Below are 25,228 nucleotides of genomic sequence, written 5' to 3'. Positions count from 1 at the left end.
AAGTGGATCCATTGAATGACCTGTTTTTTGAAGAAGCTTACGGCAAGCTTTACGAAAGGATGGAACACGGAGTATGCGAGGAATTTGTGTTTCAAAGCGCGTATGGTGAAATCAGGCATCTGTTTATCAAACGCGAAATTCCGATGATGGTGCATGGGGAGAGATGGTATGACGCCATCACACCTTATGGTTACGGCGGCCCGCGGATCATGCGCTGTGCGACAGGGTGCCATTCCGATTTGGTCAGTGCTTTTGAGCATGCTTTCCGTGAATACTGCAAGGACCAACGCATCGTTAGCGAATTCGTCCGCTTTCATCCGATCTTCGACAACGCTCGCGACTTTTCCAATTGCTACGATGTCACGTTCCAGCGCGAAACCGTCGGGACGACACTCGACGGCTTCGACGATCCGGTTGCGTCCGAATTCTCGAAATCCGCCAGAAAAACTTTGCGCCGTTCGCTGAATGCAGGCGTTACGTGCCGCATCACCGTTGCGCCGAGCGACCTGGGCCGTTTCAAGGAAATCTACTATGAAACGATGAGCCGCGTCCACGCCGATTCCTATTATTTCTTTGATGATACGTATTTCGATAGCTGCCTGCTGAAATTCGCCGATAAAATTGTTTTGGCTGAAGCTATTTATGAAGGGCAAGTGATCGCTGCAGAGCTGCACTTTCTGTATGACGGCATTTTGCACACGCATCTTTCGGGCACTATCCACGATTTCCATCAACTGTCGCCGATCTACGTTTTGCAATACGGCGCTGTGCGCTGGGGCAAAGAGAACGGCGTCAAGCTGATCCATGCAGGGGGTGGCCGGACAAACGACGAGGAAGATCCACTTTACAAATTCAAGAAAAAGTTCGGCCAGCATACGGGCTTCCGCTTTTACACCGGCCGGAAAATCTGGAACGCCGAGATTTATGAAGAGCTCTGCAAAAAGTCCAGAACCAATGCGGCGGAACCATTCTTCCCGGCGTACCGGGCGAATGCCAGCAAGCAATTGAGCAGCGTATGAAACTTTATGAAATCCCAAAGTGCCCGCAGCGTTTTTTGCGGGCTTTTTTTATTGTCATGTTGCTGAAGATCTTTGGGTAACGGCAAGGTTAGCTGGATTAGCTAGCGAGATGGCATATCTCTATTCATCAATTTAATCCACTAGCTGGTGATGCTTAGTTGGACTGGCGGGTGAAGTGGAATGCCTTTAGATAATTCTTCACCAATTAGCCGCCTCCCGCTTGGGGCTGGCCTCACGTAATGAGCCAAGAAGAACACTTGTCTCATTGCTTCGGCTCGCCCGTGAGCGCGGTTCGGCTTTTACATTCCACTGAAGTTGGTAATTGACGAAGTATGTTATTTTCTCGTGTTCATCCGCTGATCGATGATGCTTATTTAGGCTTGTGAGTGAGACGAATGGTTTGTCGATCTTTTCATCACGAAGCAGCCGCCTCCCGCTTAGGGCTGGCCTTTAGCCATAAGCCAAGAAGGGCACTTGTCTTATGGCGTCGGCTCGCCCATATGCGCGGTTCGGCTAATAGATCTCATTGATGCTTTTGAGTGATGAAGCATCTTTTTCTTATATTCATCCACTAGTGGGAGACGCTTATTTGGATATAGCAATTATAAAGATGTTATAACTTTCACCTTTCATCTTGGAAGGATGTATAAAATTATTGACGCAAATACCAATGGAAGAAAGCATGCCGTTCATTCTAAAACTAGAGATGGAGCGGAAAGGAGCGAATGGATGGCGAGGGGAAGCCGAGTCCATTCATTTGCGACGCATCTGTGCAGCAAATGTTTTTGTGCGATGCCCGAACATAGTGAGGGTTGAGCAGATGTGGGAGCAACGGTTTTCTCGTGATGCTCGAACACAGAGAAACTAGGTGCCCTGGACTGAGCGCTAGCGAGGGAAGCGGCTGAAGCCGGCCCCCTCAGAAAGCGTCCCCTTGAAGCGAAGTCTCTTCCACTATCTCTATTATTCATATTCAAAATGACGAAGTCCTGTCGCATCATCTGCATGACCGGTCCCAAGCGTCCCCTTGAAGCGCAATCTCCTCCCCACAAAGTTCCGATTGTAATCTTCTCTATTAAAATATTTCGAATTATCCAAAGCTTTTTCAAAACACCTAAACAGTTTAACCCTCTTTTAACCTCTGCCCCCTAGGATTAACAGCAACAGGATTCCGTCCGCGCCAAATTCTAAGGAGGATCGCCGCCGCAAACAGATGGCCGGATCAAATGATATGCTGCATCACTGCTTCGGGAGCGGATCTTGGCTTCCAGAATGAACGCAAAAGAGGTTGAAACTATGGAAAAAACAGTCATCGCCATCATGTTCGTCGTCATCATCACGAAAGTTCTCGGCTTCTCACGGGATATCTTCCTATCGTTTTTCTACGGTGCCGATGGATTGACCGACGCCTACTTGATCTCGACCGATATCCCGACAGTGTTCTTTGCGTTTATCGGCATGGGCATCGCCGCGAGCTACATCCCGGTCTACACGAAAATTCGTGAAGAGCGGGGCGATGTAGCGGCAGAGCGCTTTACAGCGAACGTCACCAACGCGGTCATGCTGCTGTCGACGGTGCTGGTCATCTTGCTCTTGGTGTTCCCAGTGCCGATCGTCAAATTGTTCGCCTACGGGTTCGAAGGGGAGACGCTGCGCATCGCGGTGCTGTTCACGCGGATTATTTCGCTGACGCTTTACTTCACCGCCCTGATCTTCATTTTCACCAGCTATCTGGAAGTGAAGGACCGATTCCTGCCGACGGTGCTGAGCGGCTTGCCGCTGAATGTGCTGCTGATCACGACGATTGTGGTCAGTTCGAAAATGGACATCATGATGCTTGCCATCGGAACGGTCATCGCTGTCATCGTGCAGTTTCTGTACATGGTGCCGGCAATACGTAAAAGCGGCTATCGCCATCAAATGGTGCTGAACCTGAAAGACCGTGATTTGAAGCAGATGATGATGCTCGCGATTCCGGTCATCATCGGGGTATCGGCTGACCAAGTCAATATCCTGATCGACCGGACGATCGCTTCGCAGTTGGCGGAAGGCGGGATATCCGCATTGACCTATGCGCACCGCATCGTATTCTTCGTCCAAGCAATCTTCGTGCTGGCGGTCGTGAAAGTGATGTTCCCGAAAATCTCGAAATTGGCTGTGAGGAAAAATATGGAGGAATTGAAAGGCGTCGTCGGCAAGATCATTACGACGGTGTCGTTGATTGTCATTCCCGCTGCGGTCGGCATGATGATTTTTGCCCGGCAGATCACGGAGCTGTTGTTCGGGCGTGGGGCGTTCGAGGAACGTGCCATTGCGATGACAACGGGTTTGTTGTTCTTCTACGCGCTGGGCTTGCTCGGTTTCGGTTTGCGTGAAGTGTTGTCGAAAGTGTTTTATTCCTTGGAAGATTCACGGACGCCGATGATCAACGCATTCGGCGCGATGTTTTTGAATGTCGCATTGAACCTGGTGCTATCACGCGTTATCGGGCTGAACGGCTTGGCGCTTGCGACCAGCATCGCGGCAATCGTCAGTACGGTGCTGTTGTATGCATCGTTGGTCCGGAAAATCGGTTCGCTCGACAGTCGGCGGCTTATGGTCGACTTGGCGAAAGGCATACTCGCCGCAATCGTCATGGGCATCGCGGCAAGAACGGCATTCACGGTTTCCTTACTGGCAGTGGGCGATATTCCGGCATTGTTCATCGGCGTATTGACGGGGGTCATTGTTTATGCGGCGATGCTGTGGGCGCTGCAATTGAGCGATATCGCCTACTACAAGTCGCGATTGATGGCATTGGCGAAACGTTGAAAGAAGGGGGTGGGGGTTCATGATTTATGTACTTGGATTTTTTGTGATACAGATTCTGGCAACGTTTTTAATCAAAGATTTTCTTCCGCCAGGTGATGGATATGGGATGCTTCTCGTCTTTACAGGAATCGTCGCCATTTCGTTGTATCTATACCGCAATTTGAAGAATGAATGGCTGTTCGTCATTTTTGCCGGTTTCGCGGTGCGGGTGGTCATTTTATTCATCGACTTGTATGTTCCGTCGATCGGGATTTTCTCGAGCGGCACGGATACGGAATACTTCCATGAAGTTTCCGTAATGGTGGCGAACGGGCAATATCCGCTGGACCAGACTTCGACGGTGTATGTGCCGTTTCTGTCAGGGCTCTACTACATGATCGGGGAGCAGCGCGTTTACTCGCAATTCCTCAATATCGCCTGCTGGGTATTCTCGGCCGTGTTCCTCTTCAAGTCACTGAACTATTTGCAGATCGAGAAGAAATTGAGCTTTATCGCGTTGCTCATCTTCACGCTTATGCCGAACAGTATTTTCATGTCGAGCATCCTGCTTCGGGAAGCGCTGATCATTTTCTTTACGACGGTTTCGCTTTATTACTTCCTGCGCTGGATCGGGGAGCGCTCGTTCCTCCAATTCGGTTGGGCTGTGGTGTTGTCGATTCTGGCGATGATGTTCCACACCGGCATGATCGGCTTGCTGCTCGTTTATATCGCTTCGTTCGTTTGGCTGGAGCGCGGGAAAATGGGCAGGAAAATCTCAACCCCTCTTATCTACTTGCTATTTGTCGGAGGCATTTCGTTTCTCGTCTTCCAGAACGCCGATGTCTTCTTGAGTAAATTCGTCACGGAAGAAGGCGGGACGGTCGACTACGAGATCTTCGCGGAAGGCGGGTCGGTCTACTTGGCAAGCTTCAGCGGTTTGTCGGGTGTCGCAGCATTGCTCGTCGCACCGCTTAAAATGTTCTACTTCCTGTTTTCACCGCTTCCGCTCGATTGGCGGGGAGGCGGGGATATCGTCAGTTTCCTGTTTGATTCCACCGTTTACCTGTTCCTGATCGGCGCTACGCTTTACGGCCTGTTCCGGAGCGAAATGCCAGTAAGGACAAAAATATTCATCCTGCTGGTGATCGGAATGACTGTTTTCATCTATTCATACGGAACGCAAAGTGCCGGAACGGCGATGCGCCACCGCAATAAGATCATCCCGCTATTATTGCTGTCGTTCGGAGCAGCGAATAGCAAGCAATTGCTGGAATTCACCAAAACGAAATGGACTGGGAAAAAGGGGGAGAAGGTGGGCTCATGATGGAGAATTTGAAAATCGCAATAGTTGGAGCCGGCGAAACTAGCTTGCTTGCGGCAACAACATTCGGCACCGTTTATCCGGTCATCGTATTCGATCCGGATCGCTCCAAACAAGCAAGGTTTGACGAAAGCGGCATTGCTTTTACCGATCAAGCAAGCGAACTGGCGGATGCCGGCATCCTCCTGATGACCGGATCGAAGCGCCCCGCCTATACCTTGGATGCGCTTACGGAGTTGTGCCGGATTGTCGGGAGGCATATGAAAAAAGGTTCGGTGCTCATTTTTGAAGCCCCGGTGTACCCTGGCACAACCGAAGAAATTTGCATCCCCTTGATCGAGCAGCATTCAGGTTTTGTCGCCGGAAAGGAATTTTTCGTCGGTTTCGCACCATCCAGATGGCAAGGCAGTGAACCGCAAGGCAAGGTTGCGAAAATGCGCAAAGTGATTGCCGGGCAAAGCGGCCCCGTCACCGATTATCTGGCAGATTTATTCGCACCTATCCATGACGGGGGCATTTATAAAGCGAAATCGATCCGTGTCGCAGAAGCCGCCCAATTGCTCGAAATCGCCCAAAAAGAAGTGAATATCGCATTGATGAACGAAGTTGCGCTGACCTTGAACCAGCAGGGAATTGATACGCATGATGTATTGGAAACTGCCAATACGAAGCGGGGATTCATCAAATTCGAACCAGACCTTCTCGGAGACAATCCCGTGCCATGGCATGGAGTGGACCAATTCTGGTGCAAAGGCGAGCAGAAAGGGAGGCAAGTGGCACAGCGGATTATTAAGAAATTGATCCAGAACGAAGTCATCATCCACGAAGCGCGCATCACGGTGCTTGGCCTCACGAAAGAAGACGGGACAAGCGAAGTGCCGGAAACGGGGGTGCTCGAACTCGTCTCGGAGCTTCAGGAATACGGCATGGATGTCCAAGTCACGGATGCCAGGCTCGAATTGGACCAGGCGGAATGCGTGGGAGGCGTTTTGCTGACAAAGCAGGAGGAACTGCTTCCAGCGGTTTCGGTCATACTTGCGGTACCGCATGAAGCTTACCGAAAAACAGGATGGAAATTATTCGAGCGTTTGCTGGAAGGCAAGGAAGGCTATGTCTTTGATGTCAAAAGCATACTTGAACGGAATGAGAAACCGGAGAAGGTGACTTTATGGAGAATGTGAGGAGGGGGCAGCCCATGATTGTTGGAGATTTCAGTGAAGAGAAAAAGCGGCCGAAGCGCTCGAACGCAGCGGTGAGGTTCCTGGAAGTCGTTATTGCCACTTTGATGTTATTGGTCTTATCGCCATTATTGTTAATAGTCGCCTTATTGATTCGGCTGGAGTCGAAAGGCCCTGCCATGTTCAAGCAGCAGCGCGGCGGACTTTACGGACGGCATTTCACCATCTATAAATTCCGGACGATGGAGCACGGGCGGGATAAGAAGCGCAACCGCATCGATCCATTCGACGGCGACCCGAGCATTACAAAAATCGGCAACATCCTCCGCAAAACAAGCATCGATGAATTGCCCCAGCTGATCAACATCGTCAAAGGCGATATGTCATTCATCGGGCCGCGCCCGACTGTCACCGATCAGACCGACAATTACAACGATTACCAGAAGCAGCGGCTGATGGTGAAACCGGGTGTTACGGGCCTTGCACAAGTGAGCGGGCGCAACAGTTTAAGCTGGGACGAAAAAATTGACATCGATATCGATTATATCAACCGCAAAAGCTTGCGACTCGATTTGTACATCTTGATGCAGACGCTGGTCAAAGTGTTCCGGACAGAAGAAATTTATGAAAAAAGCTGAGCGGAGGGTAATGCCATGACAACGAAACTGATCCACGCCGTAACTGTTTCGGAAAGTTTGAGCTTTATGGATGGCCAATTGCGCTATTTGAAAACCCGTGGATTCGAACCGAAAGCATTGAGCTCCAAAGGCCCCGGCTACGAGGAGTTTCGGGCAAGTGAACAAGTGGAGATGCTTGAACTGTCGATGGACAGGGGCATTTCGCCGATCCACGACCTGCAATCGCTTGCCCGGTGCATCACGCTATTTCGCCGGGAGCGCCCGTTAGTCGTCAATGCCAGCACACCGAAAGCTGGCCTGGTCGTCACCATGGCGGCGCGGATGTGCCGCGTGCCTGTGCGAATCTACACGATGAGGGGCTTGAGAATGGAGACGACTGCGGGATGGAAGCGCAGTTTGTTGTTAAGTATGGAAAAAATTGCTGCGTCTTCTGCAACTCACTGTTTGGCGGTATCGGACAGTTTGCGGGAGCGGGCGATTGAATTCGGCATCGCCGGTGAAGAAAAAATCAGCGTGCTCGGAAAAGGCAGCGGCGACGGATTTGATGTAGCGAGGTTCCAGCGTACCCCTGAAATTGAGGCAGCCGGAAATGAACTGCGCGATTGCTATAAACTCAGCAAAGAGCATATCGTTCTCGGGTTTGTCGGCAGGCTGACAAGAGACAAAGGAGTCAATGAACTGGTTGCCGCCTTCAAGCTGTTAAGCCTGGACAACGAGCAGCTGCGATTGCTCATCGTCGGCGATTACGAAGACGATGACCCGGTGGAAGAAGAAGTGAGATGGGAAATCGAGAACAACCCGAAAATCATCAAGACCGGATTTCTGCCGGATCCGGTAGCGTATTACCATTTGATGGACATTTTCGTATTCCTGACGAAACGTGAGGGTTTTGGCAATGTGTCAATCGAAGCGGCTTTATGTGGGCTGCCGGTAGTCGCTTCCGATGTCACGGGTGCACGGAATACGATTGTGGACGGGAAGACCGGCTTATTGGTGGATCCTGGGAACTTAAAGGAAATCATGGAAACGATTCACAAATTGATAGCATCCGACAGTTTGCGTGCACGGTTTGGGGAAGCCGGGCGGGAATGGGCAAGCACCCATTTCAGCAACGAGGTGTTATGGAAAGAGCTGGACAGTTTCTATAAAAACTGCCTCAGCGAATCGCTGGTACCAGCCGGCGAATTGAACTAAGGGTTCAGGTCATGCGGGGAAAATCAAAAACAAAGGGGAGTTTCATTTGAAAACATATTATTATATTGCGTCTGCTGGAGTGCTCGGAGTCAAAACGAACATCAAAAATTTCGGCTGGTCATATGGCCATAATGTCCCGGAAGGCACGAGGGAACAATACGAGCGCTGCGTGGTCCGTATGCAGGTCGATTTAAGGGAATTCAATGACGATGCTGAACATGAAGCGATGGGGAAATACCATTATTTCAGCGGCACGCCAGGAGCGGACAAAATCTATTACACACGCAATTACGCCGGCAAAGGCCGCATGCGCATCCGCGCAGAAGGGTTTTTGACAGACGAGCCGAAAATCACCGTCAACCGCGCTTATTATAAACTCATCACCCACCGGATCATGAACCTTCATTCCATCGGCTATATCATGACCGACCTTGCGACATTGTTGCTATTGAGAAAAGGCTATGCGCCGATTCATTGCTCCGCATTCAAGAAAGATGAGTCGACTTTGACGGTGTTCGCTCCGCCGGATACTGGCAAGACCTTGAGCAGCATGACGGCTTGCATGGAACATGGCGCTGAATTCATCGCAGAGGATCTGGCCATCACAGATGGCAAAACGATCCATTCCGTGCCGTGGACCAGTACATTCCGCTATTACTCCACTGTTGAGCAGGGAATGGGCGCGAAGATCAAGAACCGCGTCGATAAACTATTGCCGGTGATGGAATACATCAGCTTCAAAAAGCCGGATCCGATTACAGAGTACGTTGGTGAACAATCGATACTCGACCATCAAGTAGTGACGCATGTCGCCATTCTTGAGCGCGGCGATGATTATGTCGCGGAACAGACGGAAGCCGTAGCGCTCCAGAAGCTGATGAACTTAAACCGCTATGAATTCAATTATTTACGCTCGCCATTACTGACGGCGTATGAATTCTTCAATCCGGAATTGAACATCGACCAGGCACTCGCCAATGAACGCGAAGTTTTGACGAAATTGATCCGGGGCAGTGAGAAAGTGTTTTCCGTGAAAAAGAATAACGCCACTCATTACGCGAAGGAACTACTCGAACAAATCGGCAGCCCGATTGCACCTGCAAAAGCAGTGCAAGGGGCTTGAAAGGAAGCGGTCCATCATGTCAGCGAAAGTGTTGCACGCCATGACCATTGCGCAAAGCCTTCAATTGGTGAGAGGGCAATTGAAGACATTGGAAACGCACGGCTATGAAGTGAAAGCATTGACTTCAGAGGGAAGCTACGCCAAAATCTTTGAACAACAAGAGGGAGTGAAGGTGCTGCACGTCAGTATGGAGCGTGAAATCGCCTTGAAGCAAGACTTGGAATCGCTGTTCGCCTGCATCCGTGTCATCCGCTCCGAAAAGCCGGATATCGTCAATGCCGGAACGCCGAAAGCGGGGCTGATCGTGTCGCTCGCTGCTTACTTTTGCAGGGTGCCCGTGCGCATCTATAATGTGCTGGGCTTGCGCCTCGAGACGACTGGGGGCATTAAGCGACAGATACTGCTGATGGCAGAGAAAATCGCTGCAGCGTCTTCAACCCATATGCTTGCAGTATCGCCGAGCCTGAAGCGCCAAATTGTCGAGCTTGGCATTGCGCCTGCCGATAAAATTAAGATTCTCGGGCATGGCAGCGTCAATGGCTTCGACCTGCAGCGCTTTGAACTGGATGACGAGATGAAACGGCGTGTGGAGGAAAAGCGCCAAGCTTATGGATGGACCGGCGGCGAACTTGTTCTCGGGTCGATGGGGCGGATCACGAAAGATAAAGGCATTGACGAAACGGTGCGCGCGTTCACCGAGCTGCATGGGCAGCACCCGAATTTAAGGCTGCTCATTGTCGGCGATTACGAATCGGCGGATGCAGTTTCCGAGTGGACGCGTGAGACAATCACCAGTCATCCGCATATCATCCACGAAGATTACCAATTGGACCCCGTACCGTTTTATCATTTGATGGACCTGTTTTTATTCCTCACAAAACGCGAAGGATTCGGCAATGTGTCGGCGGAGGCGGCGCTGACGGGGATACCGGTCATTGCAGCGGACGTCACGGGCGCGCGCGACACCTTGGTGGACGGGGAAACCGGTTATTTGGTCGACCCCGACAGCCACGAAGATGTGATGGGAAAACTGGACAAATTGATCAGTGATCCCATGCTGCGTAAAGAGCTGGGGGCAAATGGCCAGGAATGGGTACGCCAGAATTTCAGCAATGAAGCCTTATGGGAAGAGATGGATCAATATTACCGAAGCTGCTTGCTAGAACGCTCGAGTGTACTCGGTGAAGTGCAATGAAATGTGCTTGCACTTAATCTGTTTCCTGATTGCAAAATGGATTCAAGCCAAACGAAAACCCGGCATGTTGTATGCCGGGTTTTGTTTATGCTATTACTCTTCTCTTGGGGCAATGCTGATCGGGCGTATGGAGCCCCATGGCGCAACGTCGATGGTGACTTCGAGGTCGACCGCTTCTTCCAGTTCTGGGCCGCGGCCTTGCTCGACATAAAAGTTTTCGAGCTGTGGGGCGACGATGCGGCGGTCGTATTTGCTGCCGTTGATGGCGCCGAAGAACGGTCGCTCCTCGATGCGGTCGATGACGGCGTAGCCATCTTCGCCTTCTGTCAACGTGAAGTAGACTGCGCCGTCGCGAATTCCAGCAGGTGCGTCAAGATCCGGATACTGCAGCATGACGTATTCACCATAAAAAGGATCGAACGGGTCGTAAGGTTCAGCACGCAATAAGTATTGATCGCCAAACCAGGAAGTGGCGTAGAAGCTGACGAGGAGCAATGCGACAAAGACGGTCTGCAGAGCAGGCATTAGCCATTTCTTCATGTCACTGCACCTTCTTTCTTGCGGTTAAGCCACCAGGCGATGCCTGACAGCACGAACAGCAGGATGGCGCCGATCAGGAAGAACAGCGACATGTCGAGCCGTTCCCACGCGTAAATGACGTAGATGACGAATTGCACGACGATGAAATAGACGAAGCCCAAAGCGAGCGGTTGATCTTGGCGCTGGGCGATGACCAAATAGGCAAGCGCGGTCAATTCCGCGACGATGGCTAAGGCGATGGCCGTTTCATCGAAGAGCATGAAACCGACAAGCCCGAGTACGCCGAGCCACATCAAATGGCGTTCGCGGAAGTAGGCGAGTGCGAGCACTATTGCCCCTGCCACTGCAAGAGCGATCGATTCAGGCATGGTCAACTCGGCGAAAGCCATATCGCTTTCCCCGCGAATTGCCAGGAAGACGATCAACTGGATCCCTCCCACAATTAAGTAAAGCGGTCTCAATAGCTGTTGTTTGTCTTTTGGGATCACCAGCAACAGCAAGGTGAGTGCGAACAATGTCCAGATCGGCACGAGCGGGCTGTCGATGTCCCATATGCTCCATACGAGAAAGCCGGAACCGAACAACAAGAGCCAGCTGAAGACCATCGTCGGCCCGTCTTTGCTCAGGAACAGCCAAGCGAGCGTAACGGCGATGAACAGCAGCCATTCGATCAAGCCAATGCCGGGAGCTGCCGATGTCAGGATAGTGATTCCGCTAATGAACGCCAACACAGTGAATGCGGCATGGCGCCAGATGAAGAAATGGGCGATAGCGGCAATGAACAGCGCCCACGGAACGATGCTGGAACCGGTGCCGAGATGGAAGGTTTGGCCAGTCACGACTAAACTCGCACCGAACATCACATATCCAAGCACCTGAAAAATGATGGGATGGCCAAAATGTTTTTTCTCGGAGAAATAAGCGAGCACATAGAAAATCCACATGAGCAAGACGACCATGCCGACTTTTGCGAGCTCCGGTATGGCTTGCCAGTTGGCAGCGATAAAACTGAAGACGGCAAGCGCAAAAAAGATCAAGCCGATGACGAGCAAAAGAGGCAATTTGCGCTTTTTCGGCTGACGGGTTTCAAACGCCTGGATGCGCTCGGCCGTCTCTTGGTCGATAAGCCCTTCCGCCCGCCACCTGGCGAGTTTGCGTTCCCATTCCATATAGGACACCTCCCTAATTATTAACTGTATTATAAACCTATATTGACAGAAATAACAGAAAACGTTCCTATTTTCTAGGTCTATTTTAGTAATTCGGAGCGCGTAATAATTGCGTTCATAGTAAACCATATTTGCATAAAATTTTGCATTATTTGCAGGAAAAAACTCACATAAAAAGGGTTAAAGCTGCTTTATGGCGAAAGTTTAAACTTATCTTAAAGAATGAAAAACTGGGTTGGGCGACGCTGGAGATTGGGCTTGATGATTTCATAAAGGCTGGAGCGTGAAAGTGGTGGAGTTTGTATATGAATGGATGGGCCACATCCAATTGGGGGTATTTTTGCTGGCGCCGCTATTACTGCCATGGTGGCTAAAGCGATACATCTGGCTTGGTTTCGTGGCAGTCGGGTATGTACTTTACATAGCTTGGGGGCTGTATCTTCAAGCTACGGGAACTATGGAAGAGTTCGGGACCGGTTTCGGCATGATGATCCTGCCGTATTTGGCGGGAATCTCACTGTTCGGCTATTTGCTTCAAAAATCGATTGACCATTCGAAGCAGAACGGTTCGGAGGAATAGAAAAGGGAGTGGACATTCGTGATCATCGATCCTGCACAACAAACGAGCAAGGAAAATTATAAACTGCTGATCGGCAGCGTGTTGCCGCGGCCGATTGCCTGGGTCTCATCCGTCTCGTCGGGCGGCGAGTTGAATTTGGCGCCTTTCAGTTTTTTTACAGTCGCTTCGCGCAATCCGCCGATGCTGATCTTTTCAATCGGTGAAGGGGTCGAGGCAAGGGCAGGGACAGTGAAAGACACCTTGACGAATATCCGGGAGCGGGGCGAGTTTGTCGTCAATATCGTTTCCGCACCACTCGCGAATGAAATGGCGAGAAGTGGCGAGCATGTCGCGCCGGACGTCGATGAATTCGCATACGTAGGATTGACGCCTGTGTCATCTGAAGTGGTTTCAGTGCCGCGCGTGAAAGAATCTCCCGTCAGCATGGAATGTGAGCTGGTGCAGGTCATTCCGCTTGGCGACGATCATCTCGTCATCGGCAAAGTGCTGCGTTATCACATCCAGGATGAATTATATGATAAGGGACGTATCGATACGAAAAAGCTCGCGCCGATCGGTCGGCTTGCCGGGAATTATTCGCCTGTAGAATCGATGTTTTCGTTGCCGAATGAGCATTTGGAGGAATATTTGCGGCCGCCGGTAGATAAAGACCGGGAGTAGCCGCGACCACGGGGAGGGATGCTTCATGGCCTTGCAAATTGAACATGTCAGTTTCGAACGTTTGCGCCGGGAACATTTGCCGCAACTTTACGAATGGATCACGAAAGAGCCACAGATCAACCGGTTTTGGGGATATAGCTATAATGGAACTTACGGGGAATTTGTGCGCGAATTTGTCGGGAGCATCAAAGGCCGGGATCCGACTGAACCGTATCTTATCTATTATCTGGAGCAACCAATTGGCTATATCCAGACATTTCGCTGGAGCGATTATCCGGGCAGTGAACAGTTTCAGGAATTACAGCGTGCAGCTGGCCTGGATATCCTTATCGGGTCGCCCGCCTATCGCGGCAAAGGCTTTGGCCAAGCGATCATCCGGCGCTTTTTAGAGGAAGTGGTGTTTCGCGACGGCTCGGTGACGTGCTGCGTTACTGATCCCGATATCCGCAACAAGCCGGCGATCCGTGCCTACGAAAAAGTCGGGTTTGAAATCGTCCGGCGTGTGGAGGAAGTATCGGAAATCACGCGGCCTGTCTGGTTTATGCGCGTCGGTCGCCAGCAATTGAAACAGAAGAAACCCTAGCCACTTATGGCTAGGGTTTTAATTTTTGTTCGGCATCGCGGATTGCTTGTTCCATGAAGCGCACAGGATGATCAAGCAGGCGGCCGTGTCCGACAGCGAGAAAGCTCGGCTGCAGCAAGGTCAATTTCTTGGCGCTGTCGAGCGCTGTACGCTTGTCCCATGTCGCCATCGCCGGAAACGGGAACAGCGGCTTGAATGTCCCGGAAACTGCGGTGCCTCCGCGTGTCTGGAAGGCATCTCCCGCGATGAGGACGCCCGAACGTCTATCGAAAAAGGAAATGGAGCCCGGAGAATGCCCGGGAGACAAGACGACTTCGAGCGACCCGACCCGGTCGCCTTCTTTCAGCAGCCGGTCGGGTGTCGTCTGGATATTTTTCGGGATTCCGCCTTTGACGGGTTTGCCTGCGTCTTCAGGCGAAGTGCTTTTATCCCCCGAAAGGATTTTCGCTTCCCTTTCCGAGACGGAGACTTGCGCTTCGGGGAACTGTTTTTTCAAAGCATCGAGTGCGCCGACGTGATCGATATGGGCATGAGTCAGCGCGATTTCTGTAATCGGTTTGCCGATGGTTTTTGCAGCCAGCGCGATGTCCCTGGCTGCGAAACCCAAAGCGCAATCGACGAGCGTCAAGCCTTCCTGTTCTTCGACCAAATAACAATTTACCGGAAACACTGTAGGCATAAAAGCCAGTTGATAAACATTCTGCACCTTCTTGACTCGCATGACCGCCAACTCCTTTTGGATGATTACTGCCATTTTATCGCAATTGGCTGGTGAAATGAAGCCGGGGGGAAATAGTTGTGCAGGAAACAAAGCTGGCGCATAATGTCCGTAGATTGTTTTTTAACGGAGGAGGAAAATCTGTTGGTTAAGTTAAAAGGCGTAGTGCCTGTCATGCGTAACCTAAAGGAATTTGAACGGCTGCTTGCCAGTGACCAGGAGACCATCATTTTCCTGGAAGTCCGGCTTGCCCAGCTCAAGCCGCTTGTTGCGGCTGCGAAGAAGGCTGGCAAGAAAGTGATTTTGCATGCCGATTTGATTCAAGGCCTGAAAACGGACGCTTACGGCATTGAGTATTTGGTCCGGGAAGTGAAACCGGATGGCATCGTCTCGACAAGAAGCAATGTCATCGCTCTTGCGAAGAAAAATAAATTGACGACGATCCAGCGATTGTTCCTGCTCGACAGCCATGCGCTCGAACATAATTTAAGCTTGATCGATCAAGTAAAACCCGATTACATCGAATTATTGCCGGGGCTCATCCCGTCAATCATCAAAGAAGTGCACGAACGGACGGGCATCCCCATCATTGCAGGCGGCTTGATCCGCACAAGGGAAGATATCGAACTTGCCTACCAAGGCGGGGCGGAGGCCGTCTCGACATCCCAGCCAGAACTGTGGGATACCTGATTTTGTAAAGCCCATTCATCGGCGATCGCTCTTCAGAGAGGGTGCGTACCGATTTTTTTCAATTTCCATCACTCCCAGATAAGCCCCAATTAATTGTTGACAGCGTTTTCAAAAACTGCTAAATTGATTTTACAAGTTAAGGACCGTGCAGGAGAAAAGAGATCCGCATCGGACAAGGCCCAGTTTATCGGGCCTTCGTTCGGTGCGGATTTTTTGTGGCTAGTCCTTGATTATACATGGGAATTCTGCTGGAAAGCGTGCCTTGTCATTCGACAGGTTCGATACAAGCGGAGGATCTGAAAAAGGGGTGTAGGGAAAATGACAATGTTTTTAGCGGAATTAATCGGTACAATGATTCTCATCATTTTTGGTGCGGGTGTTGTAGCAGGTGTGGTTTTAAAAGATTCAAAAGCGGAGAATGCAGGATGGATCGTCGTCACGATCGCTTGGGGGCTCGCGGTAACAATGGGTGTTTATGCGGTCGGGAATTTTTCAGGGGCGCATTTGAATCCAGCAGTCACATTAGGCTTTGCGTTTGTCGGTGAATTTCCGTGGTCGCAGGTGCCGGTTTATATTGCCGCCCAAATTCTTGGGGCAATTATCGGTGCTGTTATTGTCTTCTTCAACTATCTTCCGCATTGGGATAGAACAAAGGAAGCTGAATCGAAACTTGCTGTGTTCGCAACGATTCCAGCGATCCGCCGCCCGTTTTCCAACTTGATCAGTGAAATCATCGGGACTTTCGTTTTGGTCATGGGCTTGTTGTTCATCGGAGCCAATGATTTCACGGAAGGCTTGAACCCGTTGATCGTCGGCGCACTCATCATCGCGATCGGCATGTCGCTCGGCGGCACGACAGGATACGCAATCAACCCTGCTCGTGATTTGGGGCCGCGTATCGCCCACGCTTTGTTGCCGATTCCAGGAAAAGGCCCATCTGACTGGAGCTATGCTTGGGTGCCGATTGTGGGACCTGCATTTGGCGGTATTTATGGGGCAGTGTTCTATAAAGCGATCTTTACAGGAGATTTCGGCTTGCCGTTCTTTGCATTGAGTGCAGTGCTCTTCCTGGTATTTATCGGGGCAGCCAGTGTAGAATTGAAAAATGGCCGAGTGAAAGCCAAGCAATTAAGAGAAAAAACCATTTCATAAGTTAGCGGAGGAGATTCCAGTGAGTAAAAAATATATTCTATCGATCGACCAAGGAACAACCAGTTCCCGGGCGGTCCTGCTGAACCATGCCGGCGAGATAGTCGGGACAGGCCAACAGGAATTCCAGCAATTTTTCCCGAAACCGGGTTGGGTCGAGCATGACGCCAATGAAATATGGACGTCCGTTCTTGCGTGTATCGCAGAAGTATTGCGCAAAACTGACGTCGACCCATCCGAAATTTCAGGCATCGGTATCACCAACCAACGTGAAACAACGGTTGTCTGGGACCGCAATACAGGCAAGCCGATCTATAAAGCGATCGTCTGGCAATCGCGCCAAACGGACGGCATCTGCAATGAGTTGAAAGACCAGGGATTGAACGATACATTCCGCAAGAAGACCGGCCTTTTGATCGACGCGTACTTCTCAGGCACGAAAGTGAAATGGATTCTCGACAATGTCGAAGGCGCAAGAGAAAAAGCGGATAACGGCGATTTGATGTTCGGCACGATCGATACATGGCTCGTCTACCGCTTGTCTGGCGGTTCGACGCATATCACGGATTACAGCAACGCATCCCGTACGCTCATGTACAATATTCATGATCTTGAGTGGGACGATGAACTGCTCGATATCCTGACAGTGCCGAAGAGCATGCTGCCGGAAGTTCGCCAGTCATCCGAAATTTATGCACATACCATCAATTATCATTTCTTTGGCCATGAAGTGCCGATCGCAGGAATCGCAGGCGATCAGCAGGCAGCCTTGTTCGGTCAAGCATGTTTCGAAAAAGGCATGGCGAAAAACACTTACGGAACTGGATGCTTCATGTTGATGAATACCGGTGAGAAAGCAGTCGAATCCGAACATGGCTTGCTGACGACACTCGCTTGGGGCGTCGATGGCAAAGTCGAATATGCACTCGAGGGCAGTATTTTCGTCGCAGGCTCGGCCATCCAATGGCTGCGCGACGGACTGCAGGTCATCGAGACGGCACCGGAGAGCGAACAGTTTGCACAACAAGTAGACTCGACGGACGGTGTCTACATGGTTCCGGCATTTGTCGGGCTCGGTACCCCGTACTGGGATACCGATGCGAGAGGCGCTGTATTCGGCTTGACGCGCGGCACGACAAAAGCACATTTCATTCGTGCGACGCTCGAGGCGCTCGCATATCAGACAAAAGACGTTGTAGATGTTATGATAGAAGATGCAGAGATTGAATTGAAGACTTTGCGCGTCGATGGCGGTGCAGTCGGCAACGATATGCTGATGCAATTCCAATCGGATTTGCTTCACGTACCTGTTGAACGCCCACGCATCCAAGAAACAACGGCGCTCGGGGCTGCTTACTTGGCAGGCCTCGCTACAGGATTCTGGAAAGATAAAGACGAGATTGCCGCACAATGGCAGCTTGATAAAACTTACGAGCCGGAAATGTCCGATGAAACAAGCGAGCGACTGTATACAGGCTGGCAGAATGCGGTAGCCGCGACTCGTACATTCAAGCCCGTCAACTAAACTTACAAGTTAATCACCGAGAGATAAATGGCCGGAGACGAGGAGAGACCATGCCAGTACAGCAGATGCGAATCTGCGGCTGTGTACAGGTCTCTCTTTTTAATATGGAATATATTGGAAAAGGAGTCGGTTAAGAATGAAATTCTCAAGCTTAAAACGTACAGAAACTTATGGACAAATGAAACAGGCGCCACTTGAGGTATTGATCATCGGTGGAGGTATTACAGGAGCAGGGATCGCGCTCGATGCCGCAGCACGCGGCGTTCGTGCAGGCGTCGTGGAAATGCAGGATTTTGCAGCAGGAACTTCGAGCCGTTCGACGAAACTCGTGCACGGCGGTTTGCGCTACCTCAAGCAATTTGAAGTGAAGATGGTCGCAGAAGTCGGCAAAGAACGCGAAATCGTTTATGAAAACGGGCCGCACGTCACGACACCTGAATGGATGATGCTGCCGTTCCACAAAGGCGGCACATTCGGCCCACTCAGCACAAACGTCGGCCTCCGTGTCTATGATTTCCTCGCAGGGGTTAAAAGAAGCGAACGCCGCCAAATGTTCTCCCGCGAAGAAGCGATCCGCCGCGAACCACTCGTAAAACAAGATGGTTTGAAAGGCGCTGGGTATTACGTTGAATACAAAACGGACGATGCACGCTTGACAATGGAAGTTATGAAAAAAGCTGTTGAAAAGGGCGCACTTGCGATGAACTATGTGAAAGTGAAAGGTTTCCTTTACGACAACGGCAAAGTGGTCGGCGTAGTAGCCGAAGACCAACTTGACGGCACAATCCACGAAATCTTCGCGAAAAGAATCGTCAATGCAGCTGGCCCGTGGGTCGACACATTGCGCGAAGAAGACAAATCGAAAAAAGGCAAAACCTTGCAGCTGACGAAAGGGATCCATTTGGTATTTGACCAATCGCGCTTCCCGCTCAAGCAAGCGATTTATTTTGACATGCCGGACGGCCGTATGGCATTCGCCATCCCGCGCCAAGGCAAAGTTTATGTCGGTACGACCGATACGGTATACAAACAGGATATCGCGCACCCAACGATGACGACGGAAGACCGTGACTATGTGCTAGAAGCTGTTAACTTCATGTTCCCGGACGTGGCGATTACAGCTGCGGATATCGAATCCAGCTGGGCAGGACTGCGCCCGCTGATCCACGAAGAAGGCAAGGACCCATCCGAGATTTCCCGTAAAGACGAAATCTTCGTGTCGGATTCCGGCTTGATTTCAATCGCCGGAGGCAAGCTCACCGGTTACCGGAAAATGGGCGAAAGCATCATGGATCTAGTCACCAAGCAACTTCAAGAGGAATACGGTACTGCTTTCAAGAAAGTATCCACGAAAAAAATGGCGCTGTCCGGCGGGGAAGTTGGCGGATCGAAAGGCTTTAAAACATTCAAAGCCGATCGCTTGAAACGTGCGGCCAAATTCGGTCTTACGGAAGACGCAATGGAATTGCTCGTCAACCGCTACGGCGCGAACGTCGACCATGTGTTGCGCCATTATAAAGACGGGGTGGCGGATGCCGCTGAGCATAATCTCGATCCACTCGTCTATGCAATGCTGCAATACGGCATCGAATCGGAAGCTGTGTGCAAGCCGGTCGATTTCTTCATCCGCCGTACAGGCGCGCTTTATTTCGATATCCACTGGGTACATGCCCATAAAGAAGCCGCAGCGGATTACATGGCAGGCGTATTCAATTGGACAGCCCAACAGAAAACGCGTTATACGGAAGAGTTGGAGATCCTTCTTCACGAAGCTGTCATTCCAACCCCGGTATCCGAATTAAGTAAATAAGTGCTAATTGCTGTAGCAGTTCCTTGTCATCCATTTGACAAGGAACTGTTTTTTTGATTAAAAAAATAAAACTTATGCCATTAGTGCTAAAAGATGGGTTTCGAAGGGTAGAGATTAATATCCATTTTTTATCGAAATTCAAAAGAATTTTTACATTGTCTAGGCATTTGTCAGGAAAGGTCGTATAATTTTTGTAAATAACTATTTGAATTATCAGAAAATATAGGGTGGAAAGACTATGGGAATGTGAGGGGAATGACCATGAAACAGACAACTACAGTATTGGCGGCTATGACATTAGCCCTTTCTCTGATCGGCATTGGCACAACGGCGCAAGCGCAAGGACCGACAGAAAACCCGGTAGACCGGGTCATCGTTAAATTGCGGGAACAAGCCGCTATGGAAGGTGCAGCTGCTGCACAGAAAGTCGCAACAGCAAAAACGGGCGAGGGGCAAATCGTCACACTCGAAGTGCCGCAAGGGCAGAGCGTGGAATCGTTTATGGCGGAGCTTTCCAAGCAAGGCGATATTGAATACGTCGAGCCGGACTATCGAGTGGAATTGGCCGCCATACCGGGCGACCCGTTTTATGCAGGGTATCAATACCACCACCGGCTCATCGGTTCAGAATCCGCTTGGGATAAGACGACCGGTAAAGCCGATGTGCTTGTGGCGATAATCGATGATGGATTTGACTTGCTGCATCCCGATCTGAAAGGACGCATCGTTTCCCCGTTCAATATCATCACTGGAAAACCTGGAAGCGTCAGTGTAGAGGTCCACGGGACACATGTAGCCGGGCTTATCGCCGGAAACATGGACAATGAATTATTCGGGGTTGGCGTGGCACCATCGACGAGCATTATGCCGATTGATGTATTCGATGGCGAGGATGGCTTTATCTCGGACGTTGCCGCTGGCGTTTATCATGCAGTCGATAACGGGGCTGACATCATCAACATGAGCCTAGTGGCATATTCCGACACGAACGTCCTGAGAGAAGCTGTGCAATATGCACATTCCAAAAATGTTCTCGTCGTGGCAGCAGCCGGCAACGATGGCATCAGTTCCCCTTACTACCCAGCAGCATATCAAGAAGTGCTATCCGTCGCTTCAACTGATGCTGCGGACAAGCGCTCCAATTTCTCGAATTTCGGCAAAACGATCGATATTGCTGCGCCGGGAACAGGTGTTTTTTCCATATTCCCTGATCAATCATTCGGTGGAATGGACGGAACTTCCATGTCCACGCCAATCGTCTCGGGGGCTGCAGCGCTGCTGAAGGCGAATGAACCGAAACTCAGCAATACCGATATCGCAGGGCGTTTGATGCTGACTGCAAAAGACCTTGGGACGGCTGGAAAAGATGTCTACTACGGCCATGGCCGCCTTAATATAGACCGTGCATTGACTTTGGATGCAAGCCATTGGTCGGACCGATTGGCTGGTTCCAGCCGCTATGATACGGCGGTTGCCATTTCCAAAGCCGGATGGAGCTCGGCTTCGACAGTGATCATTGCGACAGGCACTGACTTTCCTGATGCATTGGCAGGTGGTCCGCTTGCCTACAAAGAAAATGCGCCGATCCTGCTGACAAAAGGGGATGCCCTTCACCCGGCAGCAGCAGCTGAAATCCGTCGTTTGAAACCCGGCAAAGCTATTCTTCTCGGCAGCAACGGGGCGTTATCGGCAACTGTTGAACAGCAAGTGGGCCAGCTGGTGGCCCATGTCGACCGCATTGGCGGCAAGACGCGCTACAAGACGGCCGCCCTGATTGCTAAAAAGATTACGAGTGACCGGGCAGTCGTCTCCAACGGCCAGAATTTCCCGGATGTTCTTTCCGTTTCCCCTTATGCAGCGAAAAATGGCATTCCGATTTTGCTGACACGGACGGGTACATTGCCGGCAGAAACGAAAGCTGCCCTAGCCGGTAAAGATTCGACGATTGTCACCGGAGGCACAAGCGCGGTCAGCAATGCCGTTATGGCCCAGTTGCCTGGCGCTAAGCGGTACGGTGGAACCAGCCGCTACGATACCGGCAAGTTGATCAACCAAGGCTTGCCGATGGGGAAACAGAAAGCTTTTATCGCCACCGGCACGAACTTCCCGGACGCTTTAGCGGGATCGGTACTTGCGGCTAAAAAAGACGCGCCGATTTTATTGACCGCAGCGAACTCGATTCCTTCCCCTACGAAAAGTTTGCTTCCTTCGTATCCGGCGTATTCAATCTTCGGCAGCAAAGGCGCTATCACGCCAGATGTGAAGTTTGAAGTTGATTTGCAATTAAAATAAACGGAAAATCCGCTTTTCTAAGCGGTTCCTCAAAAAAATTCCCTGCCTTTACATATCTTTAGGGATTTCAGGGTAAAGGGAGTTATCAGGCGGCATAAGCCGCAGCAGCTACTGTATTGGAGGATGAAAAGATGAGAAAGATGAACCGCGGAATGATCACGTCACTCGGGGCGATCAGCATCGCACAAGGATTGAAAATCGTCACGCATAAAGTGGTGGCAGGGAAATGGGATTGGCAGCAAGCCTTTACGACAGGTGGAATGCCGAGTTCCCACTCAGCAGGTGTGTCGGCACTCGCCGCATACGTCGCTTCCAATAAAGGTGCACGCCACACGGAAACGGCACTGGCAGTCGTATTCGGCGCCATCGTCATGTACGATGCGCAAGGCATACGCCGCCATACAGGCGAAATTGCGCGTTTGGTCAATGACCTCGAGGACAGCTTCACGAAAATTTCCGGGGAGTTTCCGAGCTTTGAATTTGTGGAGCGCGATAAAGAGTTGAAGGAATTGCTCGGCCATCAGCCAATCGAAGTGTTCGCAGGGGCTGCGTTCGGCACATTGCTTGGCATCGTTGCCGCAAAGATCGAGAATCGTGAACGTGATTTGGAACAGCAAAAACGGCTGCCATACAATGGTCGCATGACCCGTGCAGATTACAGATAAGAAAAAAGCTGCTGCTTAGGCGGCTTTTTCTTTTGCGCTGAAACTGAATGTAAAGTTTGTTAAGTGTTGGTGAAGACTGTCGCCAAAGGGGTTACGAAGACGGACAAATCGGTTAGCCTAGGAGTGAAAGCAGACCAATTCGAAGGAGGAAAATCATTTGAAGATTTCTGCTCTGAACATTTCACTTTCGGCGCTCGTTTTTGGGACGGTATTTATGGCGCATTTTGAACCGGTGACGTTTGCAAGCGAGAATTCAACAGGCGGCAAAAAGCACGAACCGGGGCGCGAAGTGATCGAACGTTTGGGCCCTCATGGCGATGTGGAACAAGAATTGGAACAGCTAGAACAGCATGTAGACAGCAAAAGCACATTAACGATTGAAGAGTATCAAGAGATTCAAGGACAGTTGGATGAACTGCTGCAGCGTGTCAACGAACAAGCGAAAGCAAGCGGAAAAGCCGATGCCCAGCTATTCAGCGACGTGTTGGTACTGCAGGAAGCGGTCACAGGGATCGATGTCCGCTGAACTTGTTGAAGCGTGCAATAGAAGCGAGTACAGGAAGCGATGCTGAGGCATTGCTTTTTTTAGTGGAGATTATTTTTGCAGCAAGATGTTGAAGCTGGCAAGTTCTAATCTCCTATGCGATTATCCCAAAAGCATTTCCCAAAAGAACGAGACGGTCAATTTATCCGCTTTCTGATGGAAGCAGGGAAAACGGGGCTTTAAGCAATTTTAGTACCTATAAAGACCTAAAAAACAAGTTCTGAATTTTGAAATTTATTACCAAATAAGGACAAAATATTACAAAGGCAACCTAAGGTGGAGGTTTGGCGTTCTAAGGTTTATAATGAAGAAAATTCGGGGATGAATAATGTCCGGCAGGAGGTACAGCTATGAAATGCACAAAATGTGGCACGATGAATGATGAGTCTGCAAAGTTCTGTGATAATTGCGGAGCGCCGCTTGCCACAAGAAAGCAACGCAAACCGAAGCGCAATAAATTCATGTATGCGCTCGTGTTGTTGGCCGTGTTATTGGGGCTTGGATTTGGATTAGGGCAATTGCTAGGTGAGGAAGAGCCGGAAGTGGCATTGCCTCAGGAAGACACCGAAGCGTCTGAAGAAGTGCCTGAAGAGGTGCCTGAAGAAGAACCGGTGGAAGAAGAGCCGGTGGAAGAAGAAATGCCGGTAGAAGAGCCGGAAACGCAAGTGTCGTCTGAAGAACCGGTAGAAGGCACGGTGACGAAAGCAGAAAATATCACCCACCCTTCCGACCAGGAAGAAAAAGTCGAGCCGAAGAAAAAAGACAAAGCGGCCATCATTAAAGACGCACAATCACGCGTCTACACCATCTTGACGGAAGGCGGCCAAGGATCCGGGTTCCTGTTTACGGAAACGGGCATGGTCGTGACGAACGCGCACGTTGTGTCAGGGTATACAGATGTCATCGTGCGCAATATCAATGGGCAGGACCATGAAGGAACCGTTGTCGGTATTTCAGCTGAATCCGATATTGCCTTGATCCAAGTAAATAATTTAACGGGCATCGAGCCTTTGGAAGTGGAAATGGCAGCAACCGATGTCGGCACGGAAGTCATCGCGCTCGGCAGTCCGTCCGGTTTTGAAAATACCGCGTCAATGGGTTATTTGACTGGCATCGACCGTGATTTCTACCAGGAATTCACGTATGAAAATATTTACCAGATTGATGCTGCCCTTGCGCCAGGTTCAAGCGGCGGTCCGCTTCTTGACGCAGGCACAGGAAAAGTCATTGGCATCAACTCACTGTTATTCCCTGAAGGGGATTCAATCGGATTCTCCATCCCTCTCTATTCGATGTATGACCAATTGGATGCATGGGCGAAAAATCCGATGAGCCGTGAAGCGGTCGCCAAGATCTTCCCGGCCTACGACGATTTTGATAGCAGCTACGAAGACGAAAACTACGAATTCGATTACAGCACAACACATGAATTCACGGAAGAATCATTGACGGAATTTGTCGTGAGCTACCAGGAATTTTACGAACTGGCATTGCAGGAAGAGGATTTCTATTATGTCCAGAACTTGCTGGTCTACCAAAGCGATATTTACAATAGCATGATTGAGTATATCGACCAGATCGCTGGCAAAGACATGGAACATATTTTCAATAAACTTGATATCACCAACATTGAAATCAAGGAAGACCATGCCCTTGTTTATACGGAAGAAGCGTTTGAGTTCAAGGACGCGGAAGGCAATTGGTCGGTGCAGGAACGAACGAAAGTTTATACGATCGTCATGGATGATTACGGATTCTTCTATATTTCCGATATCGTCAACGTGGAATAGTAAAAAGCCCTGAATGAGAATTCAGGGCTTTTTAAATGAATGCAAAAAGACCGCAGCT

At 50.5% G+C, this 25,228-nt stretch carries 22 protein-coding genes; 19 read left to right on the top strand and 3 right to left on the bottom strand.

The features are described from left to right. Positions 1-2 precede the first annotated feature (2 nt). From M1Q06_RS12060 to M1Q06_RS12025, 8 genes are all read left to right on the top strand, one after another. Positions 3-1,019: a GNAT family N-acetyltransferase gene (locus tag M1Q06_RS12060; protein WP_434399736.1), complete on the top strand. Its 1,017-nt coding sequence runs from the start codon at positions 3-5 to the stop codon at positions 1,017-1,019. Between the two features lie 1,293 nt (positions 1,020-2,312). After that, positions 2,313-3,827, top strand: coding sequence for a murein biosynthesis integral membrane protein MurJ (gene murJ, locus M1Q06_RS12055; RefSeq protein WP_434399735.1), 1,515 nt, complete (start codon positions 2,313-2,315; stop codon positions 3,825-3,827). A gap of 19 nt (positions 3,828-3,846) precedes the next feature. Beyond that, positions 3,847-5,130, top strand: coding sequence for a hypothetical protein (locus M1Q06_RS12050; protein WP_434399734.1), 1,284 nt, complete (start codon positions 3,847-3,849; stop codon positions 5,128-5,130). After that, positions 5,127-6,308 (top strand): UDP binding domain-containing protein, encoded by a 1,182-nt coding sequence (locus tag M1Q06_RS12045; protein WP_434399733.1) that lies wholly within the window; start codon positions 5,127-5,129, stop codon positions 6,306-6,308. The genes M1Q06_RS12050 and M1Q06_RS12045 overlap by 4 nt, the downstream gene beginning before the upstream one ends. Positions 6,309-6,322: 14 nt before the next feature. Continuing rightward, a complete protein-coding gene (locus M1Q06_RS12040; RefSeq protein WP_434399732.1) occupies positions 6,323-6,943 on the top strand; it encodes a sugar transferase in 621 nt (206 codons plus the stop codon). Between the two features lie 15 nt (positions 6,944-6,958). Continuing rightward, positions 6,959-8,137 (top strand): glycosyltransferase family 4 protein, encoded by a 1,179-nt coding sequence (locus M1Q06_RS12035; RefSeq protein ID WP_434399731.1) that lies wholly within the window; start codon positions 6,959-6,961, stop codon positions 8,135-8,137. Between the two features lie 46 nt (positions 8,138-8,183). Next, entirely contained in the window at positions 8,184-9,260 is a 1,077-nt protein-coding gene (locus M1Q06_RS12030) for a hypothetical protein (RefSeq protein ID WP_121298043.1), read from the top strand. A gap of 16 nt (positions 9,261-9,276) precedes the next feature. Continuing rightward, on the top strand, positions 9,277-10,455 hold the full coding sequence (locus tag M1Q06_RS12025; protein ID WP_434399730.1) for a glycosyltransferase family 4 protein: 1,179 nt from the start codon (positions 9,277-9,279) through the stop codon (positions 10,453-10,455). A 93-nt stretch (positions 10,456-10,548) separates the two neighbouring features. Here M1Q06_RS12025 and M1Q06_RS12020 read toward each other — a convergent pair whose 3' ends face one another. Beyond that, on the bottom strand, positions 10,549-10,995 hold the full coding sequence (locus M1Q06_RS12020) for a GDYXXLXY domain-containing protein (protein WP_434399729.1): 447 nt from the start codon (positions 10,993-10,995) through the stop codon (positions 10,549-10,551). After that, entirely contained in the window at positions 10,992-12,164 is a 1,173-nt protein-coding gene (locus M1Q06_RS12015; protein ID WP_434399728.1) for a DUF2157 domain-containing protein, read from the bottom strand. The genes M1Q06_RS12020 and M1Q06_RS12015 overlap by 4 nt, the downstream gene beginning before the upstream one ends. 292 nt (positions 12,165-12,456) lie before the next feature. Here M1Q06_RS12015 and M1Q06_RS12010 point away from each other — a divergent pair, with 292 nt between their 5' ends. From M1Q06_RS12010 to M1Q06_RS12000, 3 genes are read left to right on the top strand one after another with little or no spacing between them, the layout of a single operon-like run. Next, a complete protein-coding gene (locus tag M1Q06_RS12010; RefSeq protein ID WP_274624185.1) occupies positions 12,457-12,744 on the top strand; it encodes a hypothetical protein in 288 nt (95 codons plus the stop codon). Between the two features lie 18 nt (positions 12,745-12,762). Continuing rightward, entirely contained in the window at positions 12,763-13,404 is a 642-nt protein-coding gene (locus M1Q06_RS12005) for a flavin reductase family protein (protein ID WP_274624184.1), read from the top strand. 25 nt (positions 13,405-13,429) lie between these two features. Beyond that, positions 13,430-13,987 carry a GNAT family N-acetyltransferase gene (locus M1Q06_RS12000; RefSeq protein ID WP_434399727.1) on the top strand — a complete coding sequence of 186 codons (558 nt, stop codon included), beginning with the start codon at positions 13,430-13,432 and terminating at the stop codon, positions 13,985-13,987. Positions 13,988-13,997: 10 nt separating this feature from the next. On the opposite strand, the gene M1Q06_RS11995 is transcribed toward M1Q06_RS12000, so the two are convergent. Further along, positions 13,998-14,708: an MBL fold metallo-hydrolase gene (locus M1Q06_RS11995; RefSeq protein WP_434399726.1), complete on the bottom strand. Its 711-nt coding sequence runs from the start codon at positions 14,706-14,708 to the stop codon at positions 13,998-14,000. 141 nt (positions 14,709-14,849) lie between these two features. Between M1Q06_RS11995 and M1Q06_RS11990 the strand changes: the two genes are divergently transcribed. The 8 genes from M1Q06_RS11990 to M1Q06_RS11955 all read left to right on the top strand — a co-directional run bounded on the left by M1Q06_RS11990 (position 14,850) and on the right by M1Q06_RS11955 (position 25,170). Next, positions 14,850-15,395, top strand: a complete 546-nt coding sequence (locus tag M1Q06_RS11990; RefSeq protein WP_101190877.1) for a glycerol-3-phosphate responsive antiterminator — start codon at positions 14,850-14,852, stop codon at positions 15,393-15,395. A 318-nt stretch (positions 15,396-15,713) separates the two neighbouring features. Continuing rightward, positions 15,714-16,547: an MIP/aquaporin family protein gene (locus M1Q06_RS11985; RefSeq protein ID WP_434399725.1), complete on the top strand. Its 834-nt coding sequence runs from the start codon at positions 15,714-15,716 to the stop codon at positions 16,545-16,547. A 19-nt stretch (positions 16,548-16,566) separates the two neighbouring features. Beyond that, positions 16,567-18,069 (top strand): glycerol kinase GlpK, encoded by a 1,503-nt coding sequence (glpK, locus tag M1Q06_RS11980; protein WP_101190874.1) that lies wholly within the window; start codon positions 16,567-16,569, stop codon positions 18,067-18,069. A gap of 136 nt (positions 18,070-18,205) precedes the next feature. Then, positions 18,206-19,879, top strand: coding sequence for a glycerol-3-phosphate dehydrogenase/oxidase (locus tag M1Q06_RS11975; RefSeq protein ID WP_434399724.1), 1,674 nt, complete (start codon positions 18,206-18,208; stop codon positions 19,877-19,879). A 261-nt stretch (positions 19,880-20,140) separates the two neighbouring features. Further along, complete coding sequence (locus M1Q06_RS11970) at positions 20,141-22,171, top strand: S8 family serine peptidase (protein WP_434399723.1); 2,031 nt, start codon at positions 20,141-20,143, stop codon at positions 22,169-22,171. 131 nt (positions 22,172-22,302) lie between these two features. Continuing rightward, on the top strand, positions 22,303-22,836 hold the full coding sequence (locus M1Q06_RS11965) for a divergent PAP2 family protein (protein WP_434399722.1): 534 nt from the start codon (positions 22,303-22,305) through the stop codon (positions 22,834-22,836). Positions 22,837-22,993: 157 nt separating this feature from the next. After that, a complete protein-coding gene (locus M1Q06_RS11960; RefSeq protein ID WP_121298030.1) occupies positions 22,994-23,362 on the top strand; it encodes a hypothetical protein in 369 nt (122 codons plus the stop codon). A gap of 368 nt (positions 23,363-23,730) precedes the next feature. Beyond that, positions 23,731-25,170: a trypsin-like peptidase domain-containing protein gene (locus tag M1Q06_RS11955; protein WP_121298028.1), complete on the top strand. Its 1,440-nt coding sequence runs from the start codon at positions 23,731-23,733 to the stop codon at positions 25,168-25,170. Positions 25,171-25,228 lie beyond the last annotated feature (58 nt).

Origin of the sequence: Planococcus sp. 11815, from assembly GCF_051096385.1 — a bacterium.
GTDB lineage: Bacteria > Bacillota > Bacilli > Bacillales_A > Planococcaceae > Planococcus > Planococcus citreus.
The sequence above is the reverse complement of the archived record's forward strand: the minus strand, read 5'-3'. Positions and strand labels throughout refer to the sequence as shown.

Excerpts from the sequence above, each read along its gene's own strand:
- murJ (WP_434399735.1), top strand. The coding sequence starts at position 2,313 with ATGGAAAAAACAGTCATCGCCATCATGTTCGTCGTCATCATCACGAAA.
- M1Q06_RS12050 (WP_434399734.1), top strand. The coding sequence starts at position 3,847 with ATGATTTATGTACTTGGATTTTTTGTGATACAGATTCTGGCAACGTTT.
- M1Q06_RS12045 (WP_434399733.1), top strand. The coding sequence starts at position 5,127 with ATGATGGAGAATTTGAAAATCGCAATAGTTGGAGCCGGCGAAACTAGC.
- M1Q06_RS12040 (WP_434399732.1), top strand. The coding sequence starts at position 6,323 with ATGATTGTTGGAGATTTCAGTGAAGAGAAAAAGCGGCCGAAGCGCTCG.
- M1Q06_RS12035 (WP_434399731.1), top strand. The coding sequence starts at position 6,959 with ATGACAACGAAACTGATCCACGCCGTAACTGTTTCGGAAAGTTTGAGC.
- M1Q06_RS12025 (WP_434399730.1), top strand. The coding sequence starts at position 9,277 with ATGTCAGCGAAAGTGTTGCACGCCATGACCATTGCGCAAAGCCTTCAA.
- M1Q06_RS12020 (WP_434399729.1), bottom strand. The coding sequence starts at position 10,995 with ATGAAGAAATGGCTAATGCCTGCTCTGCAGACCGTCTTTGTCGCATTG.
- M1Q06_RS12015 (WP_434399728.1), bottom strand. The coding sequence starts at position 12,164 with ATGGAATGGGAACGCAAACTCGCCAGGTGGCGGGCGGAAGGGCTTATC.
- M1Q06_RS12000 (WP_434399727.1), top strand. The coding sequence starts at position 13,430 with ATGGCCTTGCAAATTGAACATGTCAGTTTCGAACGTTTGCGCCGGGAA.
- M1Q06_RS11995 (WP_434399726.1), bottom strand. The coding sequence starts at position 14,708 with ATGCGAGTCAAGAAGGTGCAGAATGTTTATCAACTGGCTTTTATGCCT.
- M1Q06_RS11985 (WP_434399725.1), top strand. The coding sequence starts at position 15,714 with ATGACAATGTTTTTAGCGGAATTAATCGGTACAATGATTCTCATCATT.
- M1Q06_RS11975 (WP_434399724.1), top strand. The coding sequence starts at position 18,206 with ATGAAATTCTCAAGCTTAAAACGTACAGAAACTTATGGACAAATGAAA.
- M1Q06_RS11970 (WP_434399723.1), top strand. The coding sequence starts at position 20,141 with ATGAAACAGACAACTACAGTATTGGCGGCTATGACATTAGCCCTTTCT.
- M1Q06_RS11965 (WP_434399722.1), top strand. The coding sequence starts at position 22,303 with ATGAGAAAGATGAACCGCGGAATGATCACGTCACTCGGGGCGATCAGC.
- M1Q06_RS11955 (WP_121298028.1), top strand. The coding sequence starts at position 23,731 with ATGAAATGCACAAAATGTGGCACGATGAATGATGAGTCTGCAAAGTTC.